The 16,975-nt window shown below is 53.1% G+C and carries 14 protein-coding genes; 3 read left to right on the forward strand and 11 right to left on the reverse strand.

Annotated elements, in window-relative coordinates; genetic code table 11:
- Positions 1 to 147: 147 nt before the first annotated feature.
- The 8 genes from Q0903_RS11355 to Q0903_RS11390 form a co-directional block, all read right to left on the reverse strand.
- Positions 148 to 3,309: an efflux RND transporter permease subunit gene (locus Q0903_RS11355; RefSeq protein ID WP_299415302.1), complete on the reverse strand. Its 3,162-nt coding sequence runs from the start codon at positions 3,307 to 3,309 to the stop codon at positions 148 to 150.
- Complete coding sequence (locus Q0903_RS11360) at positions 3,306 to 4,412, reverse strand: efflux RND transporter periplasmic adaptor subunit (RefSeq protein WP_299415305.1); 1,107 nt, start codon at positions 4,410 to 4,412, stop codon at positions 3,306 to 3,308. Before Q0903_RS11360 ends, Q0903_RS11355 begins: the two co-directional genes overlap by 4 nt.
- 363 nt (positions 4,413 to 4,775) lie before the next feature.
- Positions 4,776 to 5,225 carry a DUF3299 domain-containing protein gene (locus Q0903_RS11365; RefSeq protein ID WP_299028577.1) on the reverse strand — a complete coding sequence of 150 codons (450 nt, stop codon included), beginning with the start codon at positions 5,223 to 5,225 and terminating at the stop codon, positions 4,776 to 4,778.
- Positions 5,226 to 5,272: 47 nt separating this feature from the next.
- Positions 5,273 to 5,791 (reverse strand): DUF3299 domain-containing protein, encoded by a 519-nt coding sequence (locus Q0903_RS11370; protein WP_299415308.1) that lies wholly within the window; start codon positions 5,789 to 5,791, stop codon positions 5,273 to 5,275.
- Between the two features lie 17 nt (positions 5,792 to 5,808).
- On the reverse strand, positions 5,809 to 7,059 hold the full coding sequence (locus Q0903_RS11375; protein WP_299415311.1) for an ABC transporter permease: 1,251 nt from the start codon (positions 7,057 to 7,059) through the stop codon (positions 5,809 to 5,811).
- Positions 7,056 to 7,757, reverse strand: a complete 702-nt coding sequence (locus Q0903_RS11380) for an ABC transporter ATP-binding protein (protein ID WP_299415314.1) — start codon at positions 7,755 to 7,757, stop codon at positions 7,056 to 7,058. Before Q0903_RS11380 ends, Q0903_RS11375 begins: the two co-directional genes overlap by 4 nt.
- A gap of 14 nt (positions 7,758 to 7,771) precedes the next feature.
- Positions 7,772 to 8,416 (reverse strand): DUF2796 domain-containing protein, encoded by a 645-nt coding sequence (locus Q0903_RS11385; RefSeq protein ID WP_299415317.1) that lies wholly within the window; start codon positions 8,414 to 8,416, stop codon positions 7,772 to 7,774.
- Between the two features lie 32 nt (positions 8,417 to 8,448).
- Positions 8,449 to 8,835 (reverse strand): Fur family transcriptional regulator, encoded by a 387-nt coding sequence (locus tag Q0903_RS11390; RefSeq protein ID WP_299028563.1) that lies wholly within the window; start codon positions 8,833 to 8,835, stop codon positions 8,449 to 8,451.
- A 680-nt stretch (positions 8,836 to 9,515) separates the two neighbouring features.
- Between Q0903_RS11390 and Q0903_RS11395 the strand changes: the two genes are divergently transcribed.
- Complete coding sequence (locus tag Q0903_RS11395) at positions 9,516 to 9,896, forward strand: hypothetical protein (protein WP_299415319.1); 381 nt, start codon at positions 9,516 to 9,518, stop codon at positions 9,894 to 9,896.
- A 654-nt stretch (positions 9,897 to 10,550) separates the two neighbouring features.
- Here Q0903_RS11395 and Q0903_RS11400 read toward each other — a convergent pair.
- The 3 genes from Q0903_RS11400 to Q0903_RS11410 all read right to left on the reverse strand — a co-directional run bounded on the left by Q0903_RS11400 (position 10,551) and on the right by Q0903_RS11410 (position 13,944).
- The gene (locus Q0903_RS11400; protein WP_366141501.1) at positions 10,551 to 11,669 is read right to left on the reverse strand and encodes a CHC2 zinc finger domain-containing protein; all 1,119 of its coding nucleotides are present in this window, start codon (positions 11,667 to 11,669) and stop codon (positions 10,551 to 10,553) included.
- 235 nt (positions 11,670 to 11,904) lie between these two features.
- Positions 11,905 to 13,212 (reverse strand): MFS transporter, encoded by a 1,308-nt coding sequence (locus Q0903_RS11405; protein WP_299415322.1) that lies wholly within the window; start codon positions 13,210 to 13,212, stop codon positions 11,905 to 11,907.
- Between the two features lie 78 nt (positions 13,213 to 13,290).
- Complete coding sequence (locus Q0903_RS11410) at positions 13,291 to 13,944, reverse strand: phosphatase PAP2 family protein (protein WP_299415325.1); 654 nt, start codon at positions 13,942 to 13,944, stop codon at positions 13,291 to 13,293.
- Positions 13,945 to 14,391: 447 nt separating this feature from the next.
- Between Q0903_RS11410 and Q0903_RS11415 the strand changes: the two genes are divergently transcribed.
- Together Q0903_RS11415 and Q0903_RS11420 are read left to right on the forward strand one after the other, a co-directional pair.
- Positions 14,392 to 14,814, forward strand: coding sequence for a hypothetical protein (locus Q0903_RS11415; protein WP_299415328.1), 423 nt, complete (start codon positions 14,392 to 14,394; stop codon positions 14,812 to 14,814).
- 912 nt (positions 14,815 to 15,726) lie between these two features.
- On the forward strand, positions 15,727 to 16,974 hold the full coding sequence (locus tag Q0903_RS11420) for a type IV secretory system conjugative DNA transfer family protein (RefSeq protein ID WP_299415330.1): 1,248 nt from the start codon (positions 15,727 to 15,729) through the stop codon (positions 16,972 to 16,974).
- Position 16,975: the final 1 nt, after the last annotated feature.

Below are 16,975 nucleotides of genomic sequence, written 5' to 3' on the forward strand. Positions count from 1 at the left end.
AAACAACCGGTATCATAAAACACCACCGACGCATCCAATATTCAGCCCTGCTGTGCGAGAATATCCTAACCGTATGCGGTAGGTTTGTTCAGGATTTGGGTCTGCGATCTTTGGCGCTTTGGCTTGCCTTGGGGCGCTGGCCTTTCATTAAGCACTTTGTACCATGCGACTTGCCTCTGAATCCTCGACAGGTTTACGAATACACAAGCGCAGGAGTGGGGGGACCGTCAGCAGCGTCAGAAAAGCGGATAGCGACAAACCTCCGACCACCACAGCGCCAAGCCCGCGATACAGCTCGGACCCCTCACCAGGGAAAACGATCAGCGGCAGCATTCCCATAACAGACGTGAGCGTGGACATAAAAATGGGGCGGATGCGGTTACGGGTCGCTTCCTCGATCGCGTCTACAGGCTCCATCCCGTCGTCACGCAGATGAAAAAGCGTCTGGTGCACGATCAGGATCGCGTTGTTCACCACAATGCCAACCAGAATGATAAAGCCCAATAACGTCAACATATCCAGTGGTTGGGTCTGATAGGTATTCAGCAGCGCCAGTCCCCCGACCCCACCTGCCGCGGCCACGGGTACGGCTATCATGATGACAAGTGGCAGAACGAAACTCTCGAACAGGATCGCCATCACCAGAAACACAATAATCAAGGCTACGATCAGGTTGATCTGAATGGCATTCCATGTCTGGCTCAGCTGATCGGCGGTGCCAGAGACACTCAGTTGAATGTCATTGGGGAGGCCTTGTTGCTCCAGAACAGCGACGACTTCCGCCTCCAACAGCTCAACGGCTTGCTCCAAGGGCAGATCATTGGACGGACGAACTTCAAGCGTCACGGTGCGCAGGCGCTCGCGGTGGCGGATTTCGGTTGGTCCTGCAGTCAGCACTACATCAACCAGCGCCGAAACCGGCACGATCTGACCGCCCGGCGTGACAACGGGGTAGTTGCCGACATCCTGCGTGCGCGCGGCATCAGTTACCGACGGATCGCCCTTGAGCACCAGATTGACGCGGTCCGATCCAATCGTCACCTGCGCGACACGCAACCCGTCGTTGAACGCATCAACTGTGGCGGCAAGTGCGGTACTGTCCAACCCTGCATCAGCCAAGCGCAATCTATCGGGGATCAGGCGCACCTCTGGTGCGCCCAGCTCAAGCCCCGGAATAGGGCGAAACTGATGCCCCTCACTGCGGGGCAAGATGCGCGATACGATACCTGCTGCCTGTCCTGCGACGTTCAGGATTGCATTCAGATCCTGACCAGACACATTCAGCTCAATCGTGCGCCCCCCGCCCACGCCACGCCCGAACAACGATGGCTGGGTCATAAACCCGAATGTGCCAGGTTCTGCAAAAATAGGACGGCTCAGCACAGGGATCAGCTCTCCTACGCGGGTGCCGTCAACCGCCCCTGCCCCGACAAACGAATTGCCCGGTGTGGCCACAAAAAAGAAACTGTCGATAGAGGGAATACCGTCCTCGGTCTGCGCTTCGGGTGCAGCCTCCCATAGGGGTTTGGCGACATTTTCTATCCGCTGGGCGATGGTTTCCGTCGTTTCCAAATTATAACCCGGCGGCGGGATGATGAGGCCGAATACGAGGTTGCGATTACCCTCGGGCAGGTATTCCAGCTTTGGCAGGAAGGTCCAGCTGGCCACACCTGCGCCACCTGCAATAAGCGCGACCATGACGATGCCAATCATCCTCGAGCGTACGGTGATGCGCACATAGGCCATGACCATCCAGCGAAACCCCGAGGCGAGGTGGTCAACGCCCCAAATGCGCATCGGTGTTTGATCGCCAGCGCGCAGCAACCTGCTGGAGAGCGCAGGGATAACCGTGACAGCCACCAGCAAAGACAAGACAACGGAGACCGATATCGCTACCGCAATATCCCGGAACAGCTGGCCTGCCTCCAGCTGCATGATGAGGATGGGAATAAACACCAGCACTGTGGTGAGCGCCGAGACAAGGATCGCCCCCCATACCTGCTTTGCCCCCAGATAGGCCGCCTCGCGGCGGCTATGGCCCGCCTCGCGCAATCGAAAAATATTTTCCAGCACCACGATCGCCGCATCAACGATCATCCCTATGGCAAACGCAATTCCCGCAAGCGAGATCACGTTAAGCGTGCGCCCCGTTAGCGCCATGACAACAAAAGTCGCCACAATCGATACAGGTATCGCCAACGACACGATCAAAGTGGCGCGGGGGCTGCGCAGGAACAGCAAAAGAATAAAGGCAGCCAAAGCGGCCCCGATCCAGATGTTCTGGATCACAAGGTCAATTGCGCCCTGAATATAGATTGTTTCGTCATAGGTTTGCTCTGCAACAAGACCGGCCTCGTTAAGAGGACCGGCTTTCAACTCTTCCAGAACACTTCGAAATTCTTCCATCACGCTAATGACATTGGCACCGGATTCGCGCACCACATTGAACGCAAGCCCCGGCTCTCCTTTGAAGCGCAGGCGGGTTGTGGCATCCTGATACTGAAACGACACTTCGGCCACGTCCATGACGCGAACGCGCCCGACGCCCCCGCTTGCCACACCAGAGCGCAAGACCACATTGCGGATAGCTTCTTCGGTGTTCAGGCTGCTTTCGGTGCGCACAACGTACCGGCGCTTGCCCTCATCCACATCGCCCGCGCTGATCGATATATTCTCGGACCGCAGGACGCGCACAACCTCTGGCACCGTAAGGCCAAAACGCGACAGACGCTGCGGGTTGATGATGACCTGCAATTCACGCTGTGTGCCGCCAAACACATTGACTGCAGAGACGCCTTCGATACGCTCTACTCGGTCCTTGATGACATCTTCGAGAAAGTCGCCATACGTCGGCATTGGTCGCGTATTGCCGTCTTTTGCAGTGATCAAGACCCATGCAATCGGGCTATCGTCGGAACCGGATGTATTCAGGGTGGGTTCGCTCGCCTCGTCGGGGTATCCCCCAACACGATCCAGCCTGTTGGACACCAGCAAAAGTGATTGGCTCATGTCCGTCCCGACCGCAAATTCAAGGGTAACCGAGGCCTGCCCCGTGCGCGAGCGCGAGGTCATAATCTCCAGCCCGTCCAGTCCGCGCAGAGTTTCTTCTTGCAGGTTGACGATCTCGCGCTCGATCTCCGAAGGCGCTGCGCCCGGCCATGTCGTTTCAATCACGACGATCGGCTTGCGCACATCCGGTGCAAGCTGGATCGGAATGCGCGAAAGCGCCAAAGTACCAAACAAAACTGCAATCAGCACAGCCGCCACAACAGCGACAGGGCGGTCAATCGAAGCGCGGATCAGGTTCACTGCGTGACCTCTTGCACCGTGGCATTGATATCTTGCATGGGGCGCAATCGCTCGTTCCCGCGCACGACAACCAGATCACCGACACTCAGCCCGCTCACGACCTCATAGCGATCCCCGACAGGTACACCGATGGTCACAAAACGCGGCTGCGCCTTGCCGTCGACGGCCACAAAAACGGTCCAACCGCCTTGCGCCTGCACCAACGCATCCTTTGGTACTGACAGCATCTCACGCGGCTCGCCGATGGGGATATCAAGTGTCAGCGATTGCCCCACTGCAACCAGCGCCCCCGTAGCCGGCGCCACCGTCCGGAACAAGACACTGCGGGTGCGCGTCGACGGATCCTCGATAGGCAAAACAGCACGCAGAGTAAGGTCGATCTCGCGCCCGCCTTCTGTTTGCGCAGACACGACCGTACCGGCGCTAAGTGCATCCGCGTAGCGTGCGGGCACGTTTGCGCGCACTTCGAATGCGTCCGTGTCCACCATTCGCACAACAGGGGTCCCCGCTTGAATGAACGCACCGGGGATGGTCAATACCTCGAGGATCACGCCCGAAAAAGGTGCCGCGACTATGCTGCGCTCCAGTTGGTACTCGGTTTCTGCAAGCCGTGCCTGCGCGGTCTTCTCGCGTGCCTGCGCCTCTGCAAATTGTGAGCGTGCCTCCAGCAGCTCCGCTTCGAGATCTTCGAAACGTCCCCGGCTGAATGATGCGGTATCAGATAGCGCTGCAATCCTGTCAAACGTCACTTGCGCCCGCGCTACACGCGCGCCCGCCGTCCGCGTGCCTGCCTGAGCTTCGGCAATTTGCGCTTTGGATTGATCGAGGCGGATCGACAATAGCTCGGCGTTAAGCTCAATAATCAACGCGCCCTTTTCGACCCTGTCGCCCGCCAGAACGGCTACATTCTCAACATTTCCCGAAATGCGCCCTGCCACTGCACCGTCACGCGCGGTAACCACTTGGGCAAAGACAGGCACCGTTTCTGCAAACACCTGCTGTTGCACGGCTTGAACACCCACCGCAGCTGCCCTGCCCTGAGCAAGGGCGGTTTGGGCCAGTGTAACGGCCGCCAGCAACGCTATCGCTCCAAGAATTCTCACAATATATCTCCCGCTAAAGTACGAAATAGCGCATGGCTAGAATAAGCAATGCCCGCAGGATTTCGCTACAGAGTCGCGTGTGAACATTCGCTATTGGGGCAAAACCACGCAGGGCGTCATCACCAATGCGCCCCCTTCCCTCGAAAGAAGTTCGCGAACACCCCCCGACAGTCGCGCCCCCTTGCCAAATAGGTCAGGCCGAAGAAAGCCGGGCAAGTGCTTGAAGTGATTTTCCCTCGTTTATGGAGCAGGCCGACGGCTTGGCGGATGGCCGAGCAACGTTAGCACCGTGAGGCTGGCGGATTGGACCGACATCTATGCACCCCGCAACACCTTACCCGTCAATGACGTCTTTGACGTTGGTCAAAAAGGCTCAATGTGATCTGCCGACAGGGCATAGGCGATGTCAGCCAACTGCGTAGAAGTCGACGCTGTGCCGAACATGCCAATGACGTTGACGGCCTCAAACAAACCAGAGCTTTCGTAAGGCTCCTGAGTTGTGACAAAGACCAACTGGTTTGCAGGAGGTGGCGGCACATGAACACAAGCGCCGACAAACGGCACCAGAATAAAGGCGGTCACGCCAGTACCTGAGTAATCGATCGGCACAATGTATCCAGGCAAGCGAACCGTCTCGCCGCTCCATTCCGTGCGCACACCATGCGATGGAGGCTGCTGGGCCGACATGCCCAAGGTATCATGTTGGATCATGCTCTGGATGCCGGGAGGGACTTTGGGTTGCCCCTCGGGGATCAAGTCGGTCCAGTTGAGATCAATATAGTCCTTTGCCAGAACCAGCGAGGGCATGGCCATGGAGACGCCAAGAGAGGTCAAGAAGGCTCTGCGATTACTGTTTGCGCTTACCATTCATATGCCTCGATCACTTCGGCATCCATCGCATAGCCGATATCGGCAAGTGTTGTGGACTGGATTTCATGACGCATCCGCCCTGTAACCCAGACCGGATCCCACATTCTGTCTGTCTGCCAAGGTTTTTTGGTTTCGACAAAAACCAGCTGGTTGGCGGGCGGAGGCGGGGTATGAATGCAAGCCCCGGCATACGGCACCATGAGAAAACTGGTCACACCTGCAGCGGAAATATCAAATGGCAGCATGTAGCCCGGCATTTTGACATAGGCGCCGTCCAGGTCTTTGTGAAGTTTGGTGGCGTTTTCATCAAATACAGGCAGCCATGTGTCCTTGAACACATCAATTGTACCTTCACCGATGATTTGCGCCATGGGAACGCCGGGAGGAATAAGATCTTCCCATGCGAGCACACGGGGAGTGGCGGCCCAACTGTTTCGCGGGCCAGCAGCAAACGCAGCCGCAGCAGCAAGCAATGTGCGGCGTGGCAAAATTCGACGTGATCTGTCCATCGTATCAAATTCCTATGCTAAATCCTGACCATCATACCATCAGCGAGCGACATACGATAGGCTCTGAGGGCTGGCACCATGCTCACGATTGCGCCAGCAGCCACAACCCCCAACAATACCCAAAGCTCACGCAGGGAGGGTCGCTCTATCGGCAACCAAAGGCCAAAGGCACTGTCGATCACAGGCTGTGCAACCAGCAGCCCCAGATACAGAAGGCCTAGTCCAAGCACTGCCCCAATCGCGGCCATCACCGCAGCTTCGATCACCAGCAGGCCCAGAATTACACGAGGGCGCGCACCCATCGCGCGAAAAATCGCCATCTCGCGCCGACGCTCGTTCAAGCTGGAAAAGATTGTTGCCATCATGCCAATGAGTGCGGTGACGACAACCATGCCCGAAACAGCGATCAAAGCAGTTTCCGCGATCCCGACGATCTGCCAAAGCTCTTGCAAAGCCACACCTGGCAAGATCGCAAGCAGCGGCTCTTGGGCGTATTCATTGATGCTGCGTTGCAGGCCAAACACCTGTAGGCGGCTTTTCACACCGATCAGTGCAGCTGTCACGGCTTTCGGCTCTAGCTGCATTTGCCGGATCGCATCTGCGGGCGTAGATTGACCGGGGATCGCTGCACCGCTTTGCCAGTCCACATGAATAGCCTCTATTGCCTCCAAGCTTACGATAACGGTGCGGTCCACCGGAGTACCCGTTTTCTCCAAAATGCCCGACACGCGGAACGGCTGGTTCTTGTGTTCGACAAAAGAGGCGAGCCCATGCGCCACGACAATGGGGTCATCAATGCTGTAACCCAGTGTCGCCGCAACATCCGCGCCGATGACGGCATCAAAGATGTCCTCCATCACCGCGCCGTCTGTAACAGCAAGAGATTGCCCCGCACGATATTTGTACCGTTCAAAAAATGCTGTTGTTGTGCCCATGACCCGAAACTGGCGGTGGCTATCGCCCAGCGAGATAGGCACGATCCAGTCAATTTCCGGACGGGCCGCGATGGCATTGTAGCTGTCCCATGTCAGATTGTTGGTCGCGTTCCCAATGCGAAAAACCGAGTAGAGCAATAGCTGCACGGACCCTGACCGCGCACCTACAATCAGGTCAGTTCCTGAAATCGTATCGGCAAAGCTGGCTTTTGCACCTGTGCGGACCTTTTCAACCCCTAGAAATAGCGCAACCGACAGGGCGATCGCGAGAATCGTCATGCCAACCGTCAAAGCACGGGCGATCAATGATCCAAGCGCGAGCCGCAAGATCACTGGGCGGCCTGTGCTGTCTGTGTGACGTCTGACATCTGAACCACCCTGTCAAAATATACCCCGAGGCGCTCATCATGGCTCACCATCAGCAACGTGCTGCGCGCGGCATTGGCCTGCGCGAATAGAAGCTTCAGAAATGTTGCTTGCGTTGACGCGTCCAACGCTGATGTAGGCTCATCCGCAACAATCAACGGCGGTGCTCCGATCAGCGCACGCGCGGCAGCAACACGCTGTTGCTGGCCCACGCTGAGCGTTCCCGCCTGTGCAGAAAGAGCATTCTCGGGCAAACCCAAATCCAGACAAAGTGTCCGCGCCGTGTCAAAAGGGGACGGCACACGCCCCCTGCGAAGAGGCGCAAAGCGCAGCGGCAGCAATATATTGTCCAAAACGCTGGCATAGGGCAGCAAGTTAAACTGCTGGAATATGAGCCCGATATGCTCTGCACGAAACCTGTCCCGTTTGCCTGCTGAAAGAGCCGCAATATCTGTGCCTGCAACCGTAACAGCACCCTCATCCGCCGTGATCGTGCCGCAAATCAGCGATAGCAGCGTCGACTTACCCGAGCCACTTTCCCCCAACAGCAAAACACTTTCAGCCTGTGCGAGCTGGAAATCAGGGACATTCAGCGCAAATGAGGTGCGACCCGACCATTGATACCGGACACCCGCAAGTGACAATATGGGAGGGTCTGCATTCATCTTGCGATCTAGCCTTAGAACAAGCTACGCAGATCAAGCGTAGGCGCGTCTCGTTCCACCTCAAAAGCGCTCGCCCCGCGCTCGGAGATCACCTGCACTTCCAATTCACGTGCATTCGCAAATGCCTCGAAATAGCCAAAGGAAATTAGGGTCGCCTGTGTGGGGTCAGCGCATTCCAGCAGATACTCTGCGTGGAATTCCGTATGGCCAGCCTGTTCGGCGTGGTCCTCATGGCCGTGCTCTTTGGCATGACTTTGATCTTCTTCTTTGTGATCTGCCTCCGCATGGTCGTGCGCATGACCTTCATCCTTATGGGCTGCCTGATCATGGTCGTCCTGTGCTGCTTCGCTTTCTAACGATGCGCTGGCCTCAACCACGCTACATCCTGCAGAAGCAGGCAGGGAGAACAGATCAAGTGGCCGCGCCAAAGTTGCTACAGCGGCATCCACTTTTGCGCGGTCCTCGCTGCTTTGGGCTGCATATTCGAATCCTACAATATCGGCACCTGGGGCATGCAGCACCATGGCGATCTTGCCCTGTTCAAAAGCGATGTCCAGCTGACCAACACCGTGTTCGTGGGCGTCCAACTGGCGCGCCTCCTCAGCCATGACGGCGCTGGTCGTCAGGAGGAGGAAAACAGCGGAGACAGTTCTGATCATGATCTTTATCCTTTATGCAGATAAGAAGGGGTTTACGTCGCGCAGCTCTGGCAGCGGCCGTGGATTTCGATGATATGGCGGGTGGCGTAAAACGACGATTGCGCCGACAGCGCCTTGAGCTGCGGCAAAACCTCGGTGCCATCATGTTCTTCAACAATACCGCAGGCTTCACAAACGGCGAGCACAGGCACTGAGGCGTCATGATCACAACGGCACGGAACGAAAGCTTTCATCGATTCCAGTTTATGCGCGCGCCCTTGCTCCGTGAGGGCAGTCAAGGTTCTGTAAATCGTAGGCGCTGCAAGCGCGGGCTCATCACGTTTCATCTGGTCCAGAATGGCATAGGCCGTCATCGGTTTGGCGTGCCGCTCAAGCACCTTTAAAACATCTGATTGCCGGGTCGCCGCTTGCTTGCGCATGCCTAATCTCTTTCCAACTAAGAAACTTGTTATTTTATAAAGTAATATGGACCAACACAGCAATACCGGACACAGACGGTAAGCGCTTGATCGCGGATGGCCTGGGCAATTTGCCTAATTTCAAGGCATACGTCAGACGCGTGAGAGGAAAATCTGCAGACATAAAAGCAAACTGTAAACTATCAGGGACCCTTTGCTCCGCGAAGCTGCCCAAGCACTCTGCGAACAGATAGCGAATTTGTTTCAGGTCTATTTGTAGACCGCCGCATCCGTTCCAATCAGAGGTAGTCCCCATTTGCTGCACAGGATCTTGCGTAGTTCAAGCTATTCTTTGCATTTGCTGATCGGATTTGGTTGGCTCAATTCGCTGCCAATAAACCAAAGCAGGTGGTTCGCCGCCAAGCAATGCACCTTTCCATCGATAGATCATAGGTGCCTTTCGTGCAGGCACACATGCACTGACGTTAATAGGTGAACCCCAAACCGACTGGCCAGTTCGCTGACAATCTCTTCGCCTTTCAGCGCTCGCAAAGCCACCTTGGCTTTGAATTCTGGGTGATGCTGCTTCCGTTTCGAGATTCCTGACCTCATTCGTATGGAAGGCCAGAAAATGACAAATCGCAGCTTCCGTCAGTTTCAAAATTTCGGGAAGCGTGCGGGGCAACACGGGCGAAGAGGTCGTGACCCCAATCAGCCCAACCTTGCAGGCAACATTGCACTTGCTTCCCGATCACGGAGCCGAAACGGTTCTTGCGAGTTCATTACGTGAAGCGTGGACTTACAATTGCGTTTCACCGGCTTGGCACCGTTTCAAGATCAAGCTCGACGAAGAAGGCCTCATCGCACCGGGCCTAACGCCCAAGGACCTCCGGCAGACGGTAGCTACCACCTCATACGAAGCCGAGCTCGGTGAACGCCCTATCGTCGACCTTCCGGGCGAAAGAGCACCTTCCATGGCGAGGTACTATTCCCGCTCGGCAAACATTGCCGAAAAGAACCGCGAAGCCATGGCGACAATGGAAAAAGAAAATGAACGGTACGCGACGATTGTCAAACCTTAGCTGCAAAGCGTCCAATCTGACCAAATCAAAGATCAAATCTGAACAGTAAACCAAATCATATCACAGAATAAAATGGTGCCCAGGGGCGGAATCGAACCACCGACACGAGGATTTTCAATCCTTCAGCGCCACACTCAACACATTGAATTAAAACAATTAAAATAGAGAGCATGCCAAAGTGTGCACTAAAGTGTGTAACTCTCGCATGATTCTCGCCATGCCGAGAATATGTGCGAAATCTCACCCGATTTCGACCGTTCTAGGGGGTATGGAGACCATACTCCCTAGTAAGTACCCCCTCTGTTTCAAGCTATCACGTTGAAACTGCGAGACCTATTCGCCACCGATTGCCGCGTGTTTACACCGCGACCCAATAGCTGCTGACTACCTCCATAAAATTCCGGTTGCGGTCTAACGCCAGCGCACCGTCGCAGCTATTGGGTCGCGGTGACACAAAACCGCAAACCAGAATTTTGACCGCGCTGAGGCGCGGCAAATTCTGGGCGGTTTTGGCACCTTCGACAATCGGTGGCGAATTAGTTGGGTGTCCTTGCCGAGGAACCTCGGCGCACCCAACGACCCCCGCTAACGCGGGACAAAAGAAAGGGGTCTCCACCTGGAGACCCCTCGTTGCACTGCTGACCAGCGATATGGCTAGCGCACATATCGGGGCAGTCCTGCCACGAATTCGTCGCTCATCTCATCTGGCTTAACGCCATCCTCAAGCGACACCATTTTTGCGAACAAGCGCGATGCCAGAACTGGCAGTGCCTGCTCACTTCCTTTGCGACCACCTTCGTCGCCATCAAAGATCAACACTGCTTTTCGGAAGCCTGCTTGAACAATCAGGCTGACTTGTTGCAGGGACAAACTGGCCCCGAAACTTGCGACGACAGGCACGCTTACTGCGTGCAGTCGCAACACCGACCAATACCCTTCGACGATGACAATGGCATCGTCGACAACTTCTCCTTTTTTGATCAATTGTTCCCGCTTTGCGATCACACGGTTCAAGTTGTAGAGCACCCGGGATTTTTCAAACCCTTTGGGCAAGAGATAGCGCGGCTTGTCGTCGGCTTGGTCATCCGACGCCCACCGGCCAGCATAGGCGATCAATGCCCCCTCCTCATCGTGGATCGGAAAACAAACCCGCCCAGCCATGGAACCACGCTTGGCACAGCCAAGTCCAAATTCCTGAACAAGCTCTTTCGCAATCTTACGATCACTTAAGAATGGGTGTTCAGGTTCGAGCTTTAACTCAAATGTGAGCGGGGGATTTACCGCTTCCACGTCAGGTTCCAAAATCGGCGCTGTAGAGGTCGCATCAACCTTAGCGCTGGGAGTTGGGCTCACATTGCCAATACCAGCCGTGTCGGCGCGTTTTGCGGCCTTCACAGCCTGCTCACCCTTGGTCTTCGCTTTGGGTTGGTCATCCGCTGGCGTTTCTTTCGACCCACCATCAATTTCGAATACCTCACAGGCCAGAACCGCGGCCTTACGAAGATCGCGTGGCTGGTCGGGATCGAACCCTTCCATCCGCGCGACAAAATCCAAAATGTTGCCTTTTGTCTGGCATGAGAAACAGTTGAACACGCCCTTTGTCAGATTGAGCCCACAAGACGGCTTGTGGTCATCGTGAAAAGGACAGCAGATTTTCACCTGATCTTGCCCGTTCGGTTTCACGTCAAAACCGTAGTGCGTAAGCACTTCGGATACGTCCAAGCTTTCGCGGACGGTTTGAAAGTTTATCCATGTCATTGCTGGGTGCTCCATATGTGATGGTGGCAAGCAATTGTAACATATTATCTGAATTGATGAGGAACGTTTCGGCAAATAGGCCGACAGCGTCGGACGGCCTCATAAAATTCTTAAATAGGTTCGTCACGTATGATCTCAGTGTACTCGGTGCAACAAAAACCACCAAGTCAAATTGCAGAAGTCACCATTCTCTTCAGCGTATTTTCAACGTCCAGCCGTTTTCACCTAAAGACAGTGACACTTGCACAAGTTAGTCCTCGAGCTCGTTGGCGATCGTCTTTGACGCCTTGAGCATGAAAACTGCGGACGGAATAAAAAGAATCGTTAACGTCGCCAATGCATATCTCAGACCTTCCGCTTCGCCCATCGTTTTAGCGAAGTAGTCACTTAACACGCCAGCTATTACGGGGCCGAGGCCCAATCCAAAAAGATTTGCAAAAAAATACGCTAAGGCTATCGCAGTAGCACGGCGAGACGACCCGCAAACTGCGTGTAGGCACGAAAATAGAGGCGGAGCAGCCATCATCAGTACAAAAAGGCCTAATGAGAGCAGTATGAGAAACGTCGTTAGAGATTGTGGCATATATGAAGCTAGAAAAAGCGGCATAGCAATCAAAAATCCGTACGCAGGAATACGCGCCAACCACGCTTCATTCCGTGCACTCAATTTGTCGGCCAACCAACCTCCGAACAGATTCCCCAAAATGGCAGCTACAAGCCCTACCCCACCCACATAGGCCGAAGCTAACGCAAGACTTAGTTCTTGAGTGCGAATTACAAACGAAATGGAGAACGTCTGAGCCCCGTAAATCAAGGTGTAATACAACACTAAGCCAATAACCGAGTTGACAAAGGACTTTTTCTTTACAAGGACCGTCGCCGCTCTAGAAAAGGTCTCCATCTTGAACTTGTTGACAGAAAATTGAGGCAATCTTCGCGGCTCATCAAGCACAAACCAAACTAGAAATGCCAAAAACACCCCAGGGATCCCGAAAATTACGAAAGTCCAGCGCCAGCCAAATGCATCAGCAACTTGGCCGCCAATCACCAAACCAAGCACATTGCCTGCCGCCGCTGAAAGAAAGAAAACACCAAGGGCGAACGAACGACGATCTGGAGGGAAATAGTCGACCAATAAACTTTGTGACGGCGGTATTGCACCTGCTTCGCCTGCCCCTACGCCAGCGCGCGCTAGTACAAGCTGGAAAAATGTATGCGCTCCACCGCAAAGGACAGTCATGACGCTCCATACCGTTAAGGATATGCCGATAATTAGCTTCCGATTTGCGTAGTCCGCAAGTCGCGCGATTGGCAAACCCAAAGTAACGTAAAATACAGCAAAAGTTAATCCGCTCAGTAGCCCTAGCATCGTATCTGTGACGCCAAATTCAACCTTAATTGGCTCTAACAGCACCGTCAAAATCTGCCGATCGACTACGTTTGATGTCGATACCAAGAAAAGAATGAGTAGGAAGGATCTACGCTGTTTGTCAGAATATACTGTCCAAGTATCTGACGAACCCCCAGATTGTCTATGGTTTGACGGTGGGCCGCGCATGACTATAATTCCAGTTCAATGAATGGCAAGAAACATGACAGTCAAGACTGTTGCGGCAACCTCGAACAGTGAACAGCGCTAAACAAACCATCCCTCGAAAAGTTCGAGCGGCAAAAGAGCCGTAAATGAAAAGTACACTACGAGAGCGAAAATTTTACCCCAAACAATATCAGAAACGAAGTGTTGTTTCGTGAAAACAGCGCTCAATGAAATTGCGGCAACTGATAGCCAAACAAGTGAAATAACAACAAAGCTCTCGCCACCAGTGTACGAAGTTAAGTGGAGAGCAGTAAGGGTTGCTACCGCAACATGCATGGAAGGAAAACAGTTGCCTCCCTTATCAATGGATTGAATGAAGGCCAGGAATCGAGTTGAGACGTTCTTATCCTTGTCATACTGACGCCATTCGTCGGGGGTTTTCATTGGCACCAATTGTGAGATCAAGACATGAGCAGCCAGCAATGCGAAATAACTAGTGCAAACCCAAATAAATTCAGACGGATTGTCGATCCATAAAACTGGCGTCAACATAAACGGGTAGTAGAGAAGTGAGTAAATCCAAACCCATTCCGGTGTAAACTTTACTAGGTGATCTAGGCGACCTACTTTACCAGTTCTACACTCTCGGAGGGGCGAGTTTTGGGGCCAAAAATAAGCCTGATACCCACCCACAATACATAAGGCGGACACCCCGACCATTAGAGCTAGACCTGTTAGTCCTACAAATTCCATATTCGGTATCATACCACATCAACCTGAGTTCAGTTCACTGCAAGCTTGTCCAAAGCAATATGACCACAACATCATACTCAGGCAAGAACTGCAATTTCAAATTGAACGAAGAGTTCACCGACTTACCATCAGATCACATCAAGACGTCCACTGTCCGCTTCAATGGGGTCTGTCAGGCTAGCTGAACTGTCGATGCAACAGTGGAAAATCCGAACTGTAAAAGGCAAAAGAGTATCTTAAGCCTCAAACCGAAGACCAGAGCCACAAACCGAAGACCAGCAAAAAACGTTTGCGCGTGTTCTAGCTCATGACCTAGCCCTATGCTGCCCCCAATGGAGTCAATAGTTTTTCGGCATGTCGGACACGACCCGATTCGCTTATTGCTATTTTCAGTTATCCAAATAAGTATAGACCACTAGAGCTGCATCGGAAACGGGAGTGCGAATCATGTTAATCGATATGGATCACAATGACTTCCAAAAGGCGAAAAAAGCATTCATTACGGCTGGCGTCCTTACAACGATTGCCTTCAGAACCACGGTTGAAAACGATCAAATAGCATTGTTCGGCTTGAAAATTAGCACAACATCGGATCAATTAAGGGCCGTCGCAGTGCCGGTATTTCTTTACTTTGGGGTGATATTTACGCTATTGCTCATAAATCGGCTAGCCAAACGGAATTTGCTAATATCTAAAGCTCGCGAAGACTGGGAAAAAATTGATACCGCAGATGGGGCCTCTGAGCGCGAAAGAGCTGCCGCACATAGGAATTACAAGATTTTTCAAGCTGAAGAGCGCAATAAGCTCCTCGTTGACTTAGCAGTTCCCCTTGCCATTTCAATAATCTGTATGATGAATATTTTCAGTTAAATAGATAAAAAAGGAGCTTGGGCGTCTGCGTACATGAAATATCCATTACTTCAAGGTAGAAATGGTTTGATTATAGGCCATAGAATGTACAGCGAAAAAACAAACCAAATCGAAGCAGTCAAATAGTAAATCCAAGACAACAACTTTGACAAATTCCAATTATCTGGGTGGTACAATGCCTGCCTCATATACTCATACTGAGAAATTGGCTGATGATGAGCTGCGTTTGGGGATGAGCTGAAAAAGCCTTCCTCAAATTCGAGGTGTTTCGCCCTAACTACAAAGGCTTGGACGCTACCAAACAATCTTGCGTTTTGCGCTCCCGCGCAAACACTAAGGATAAATGCGAGCAGTGTAAAAACGCACAAGGCAACCAAATATTTTGAAAACTGTTCAGGCACCAGCTTCAGTTCTTCATGTAACTTCATACAAATAAGCACAAAAATTATGGTACCAATTTGAAAAACGAGCCACATTTTCAAGAGATCGGAAATGTACTTCCAGGTGGCTCTCAAATTTTGCCCTAACTCCGAATACTCCACGGAGACCAATGTAACGCTTCTTGCCATACCATTTTCCTTATGTCGCCAGTCGAAGCCCAGCACGACAACCTACTTAACCTCTATTCTATAATTGATTGAATATCAACGATTAGCCTCTAACCGAATCCGTTCTGGTTTAAGACAACTACTTAATGCATAGAGCACCGACCCGTAATGAAAAATGTTGTATTCATCTCATTTTTAGAGCTGCAACTGTCATAGGTCACTCTTAGCGGACATGGAAAGTTCAAACCCCCACCAGTATATGATATAATTGGAGTTTAAATACTCGAAACCAGCGCAGGCTATCTGCCTGTCGCAGTTCACCGATAATCCGTCGGCGGTACGAACCCTGCGCTGCTTTCGGCGTATGAACGAAACAAACCCACAACTGCATTTTGGTACCCGCTCATCCAGCACGGACGATGAGCTTTTGTCGCTGTCCCAAGAAGATCGATGCAGGCATATCTATGTCATCGGTCAAACGGGCAGCGGGAAAACAACGTTTCTCAAGTCGTGCATTCTGCAAGATCTGCTCGTTGGGAAAGGTGTTGGGCTTATCGATCCTCATGGTGATTTGGCCGACGCCATTGCAGATGCGATCCCGCGTGACCGAATACGTGACGTTGTTTTTTTCAACCCGTCGGATTTTGCTTTTCCATTGGCCTTCAATCCGCTGGGGCGTGTGCCGCCGCACCTCCGCGCTGTAGCCACATCAAACATCGTCGCCAGCTTGCGCTCGATCTGGCGCGAAAGTTGGGGGCCCAGAATGGAGCACGTCCTGGCGAACACCTTGGCTGCATTGATGGAGGCACCGGAAGGGAAGCCCATGACGATGCTTGCCATTCCACCGATGCTGACTGATCCGAAGTTTCGCGGTCGTGTTTTGGAGCACGTGACGGACCCAATAGTACGGGACTTTTGGCTGGTTGAATTTGCAGGATATGATCCACGCCTTCGCGCTGAAATCATCTCACCTGTGCTCAACAAGGTTGGCGCGTTCATGCGCAATCCGATCATGCGCAATATCCTAGGGCAAACCAAGAAAGGCTTTGATCTGCGCTACATGATGGACAATCGCAAGATCCTGATCGTGAATCTGTCAAAGGGCCGATTGGGGGAAGACATGACAAACTTGCTTGGGTCATTGCTCACTACTGCGATCTATCAGGCCGCGATGGAACGCGCAGATGTGCCCGAGAATGAGAGGGAAGACTTCCATCTCTATATCGATGAGTTTCAGAATTTCACGACAGATGCCTTTGACAACATTGTCTCTGAAGCGCGAAAATATCGGCTTTCACTGGTGGTCGCACACCAATACCTGGATCAGCTGCCGCCACGCATCAAACAGGCGATCTTGGGCAATGTCGGATCGATGTTGCTATTTGCGCTTTCGGGTAAAGACGCCGAAGAGCTCGCGGTTGAAACCCACCCGCACACTGCCAGCAGCCTTCGTGCCACAGGCAGGGGAGAGGCGCTTGCTGTCACCTTGTCCAATGGAGAACGTCGTCAGCCTGAAAAAATCACAGTGCCTTACGGCCATGTCACCACGAACAGTCGTGACCGTGTGATACGCAACACCCGCACGCGCTTTGGACAAAGCCCGCTCTATTAGA

Origin of the sequence: uncultured Sulfitobacter sp. (assembly GCF_947502895.1) — a bacterium.
Classification (GTDB): domain Bacteria; phylum Pseudomonadota; class Alphaproteobacteria; order Rhodobacterales; family Rhodobacteraceae; genus Sulfitobacter.

Coding starts and splice junctions, on each gene's coding strand:
- Q0903_RS11380 (WP_299415314.1), bottom strand. CDS start 7,757: ATGAATGCAGACCCTCCCATATTGTCACTTGCGGGTGTCCGGTATCAA.
- Q0903_RS11385 (WP_299415317.1), bottom strand. CDS start 8,416: ATGATCAGAACTGTCTCCGCTGTTTTCCTCCTCCTGACGACCAGCGCC.
- Q0903_RS11415 (WP_299415328.1), top strand. CDS start 14,392: ATGTTAATCGATATGGATCACAATGACTTCCAAAAGGCGAAAAAAGCA.
- Q0903_RS11410 (WP_299415325.1), bottom strand. CDS start 13,944: ATGGAATTTGTAGGACTAACAGGTCTAGCTCTAATGGTCGGGGTGTCC.
- Q0903_RS11365 (WP_299028577.1), bottom strand. CDS start 5,225: ATGGCCATGCCCTCGCTGGTTCTGGCAAAGGACTATATTGATCTCAAC.
- Q0903_RS11420 (WP_299415330.1), top strand. CDS start 15,727: ATGAACGAAACAAACCCACAACTGCATTTTGGTACCCGCTCATCCAGC.
- Q0903_RS11405 (WP_299415322.1), bottom strand. CDS start 13,212: ATGCGCGGCCCACCGTCAAACCATAGACAATCTGGGGGTTCGTCAGAT.
- Q0903_RS11400 (WP_366141501.1), bottom strand. CDS start 11,669: ATGGAGCACCCAGCAATGACATGGATAAACTTTCAAACCGTCCGCGAA.
- Q0903_RS11390 (WP_299028563.1), bottom strand. CDS start 8,835: ATGCGCAAGCAAGCGGCGACCCGGCAATCAGATGTTTTAAAGGTGCTT.
- Q0903_RS11370 (WP_299415308.1), bottom strand. CDS start 5,791: ATGGACAGATCACGTCGAATTTTGCCACGCCGCACATTGCTTGCTGCT.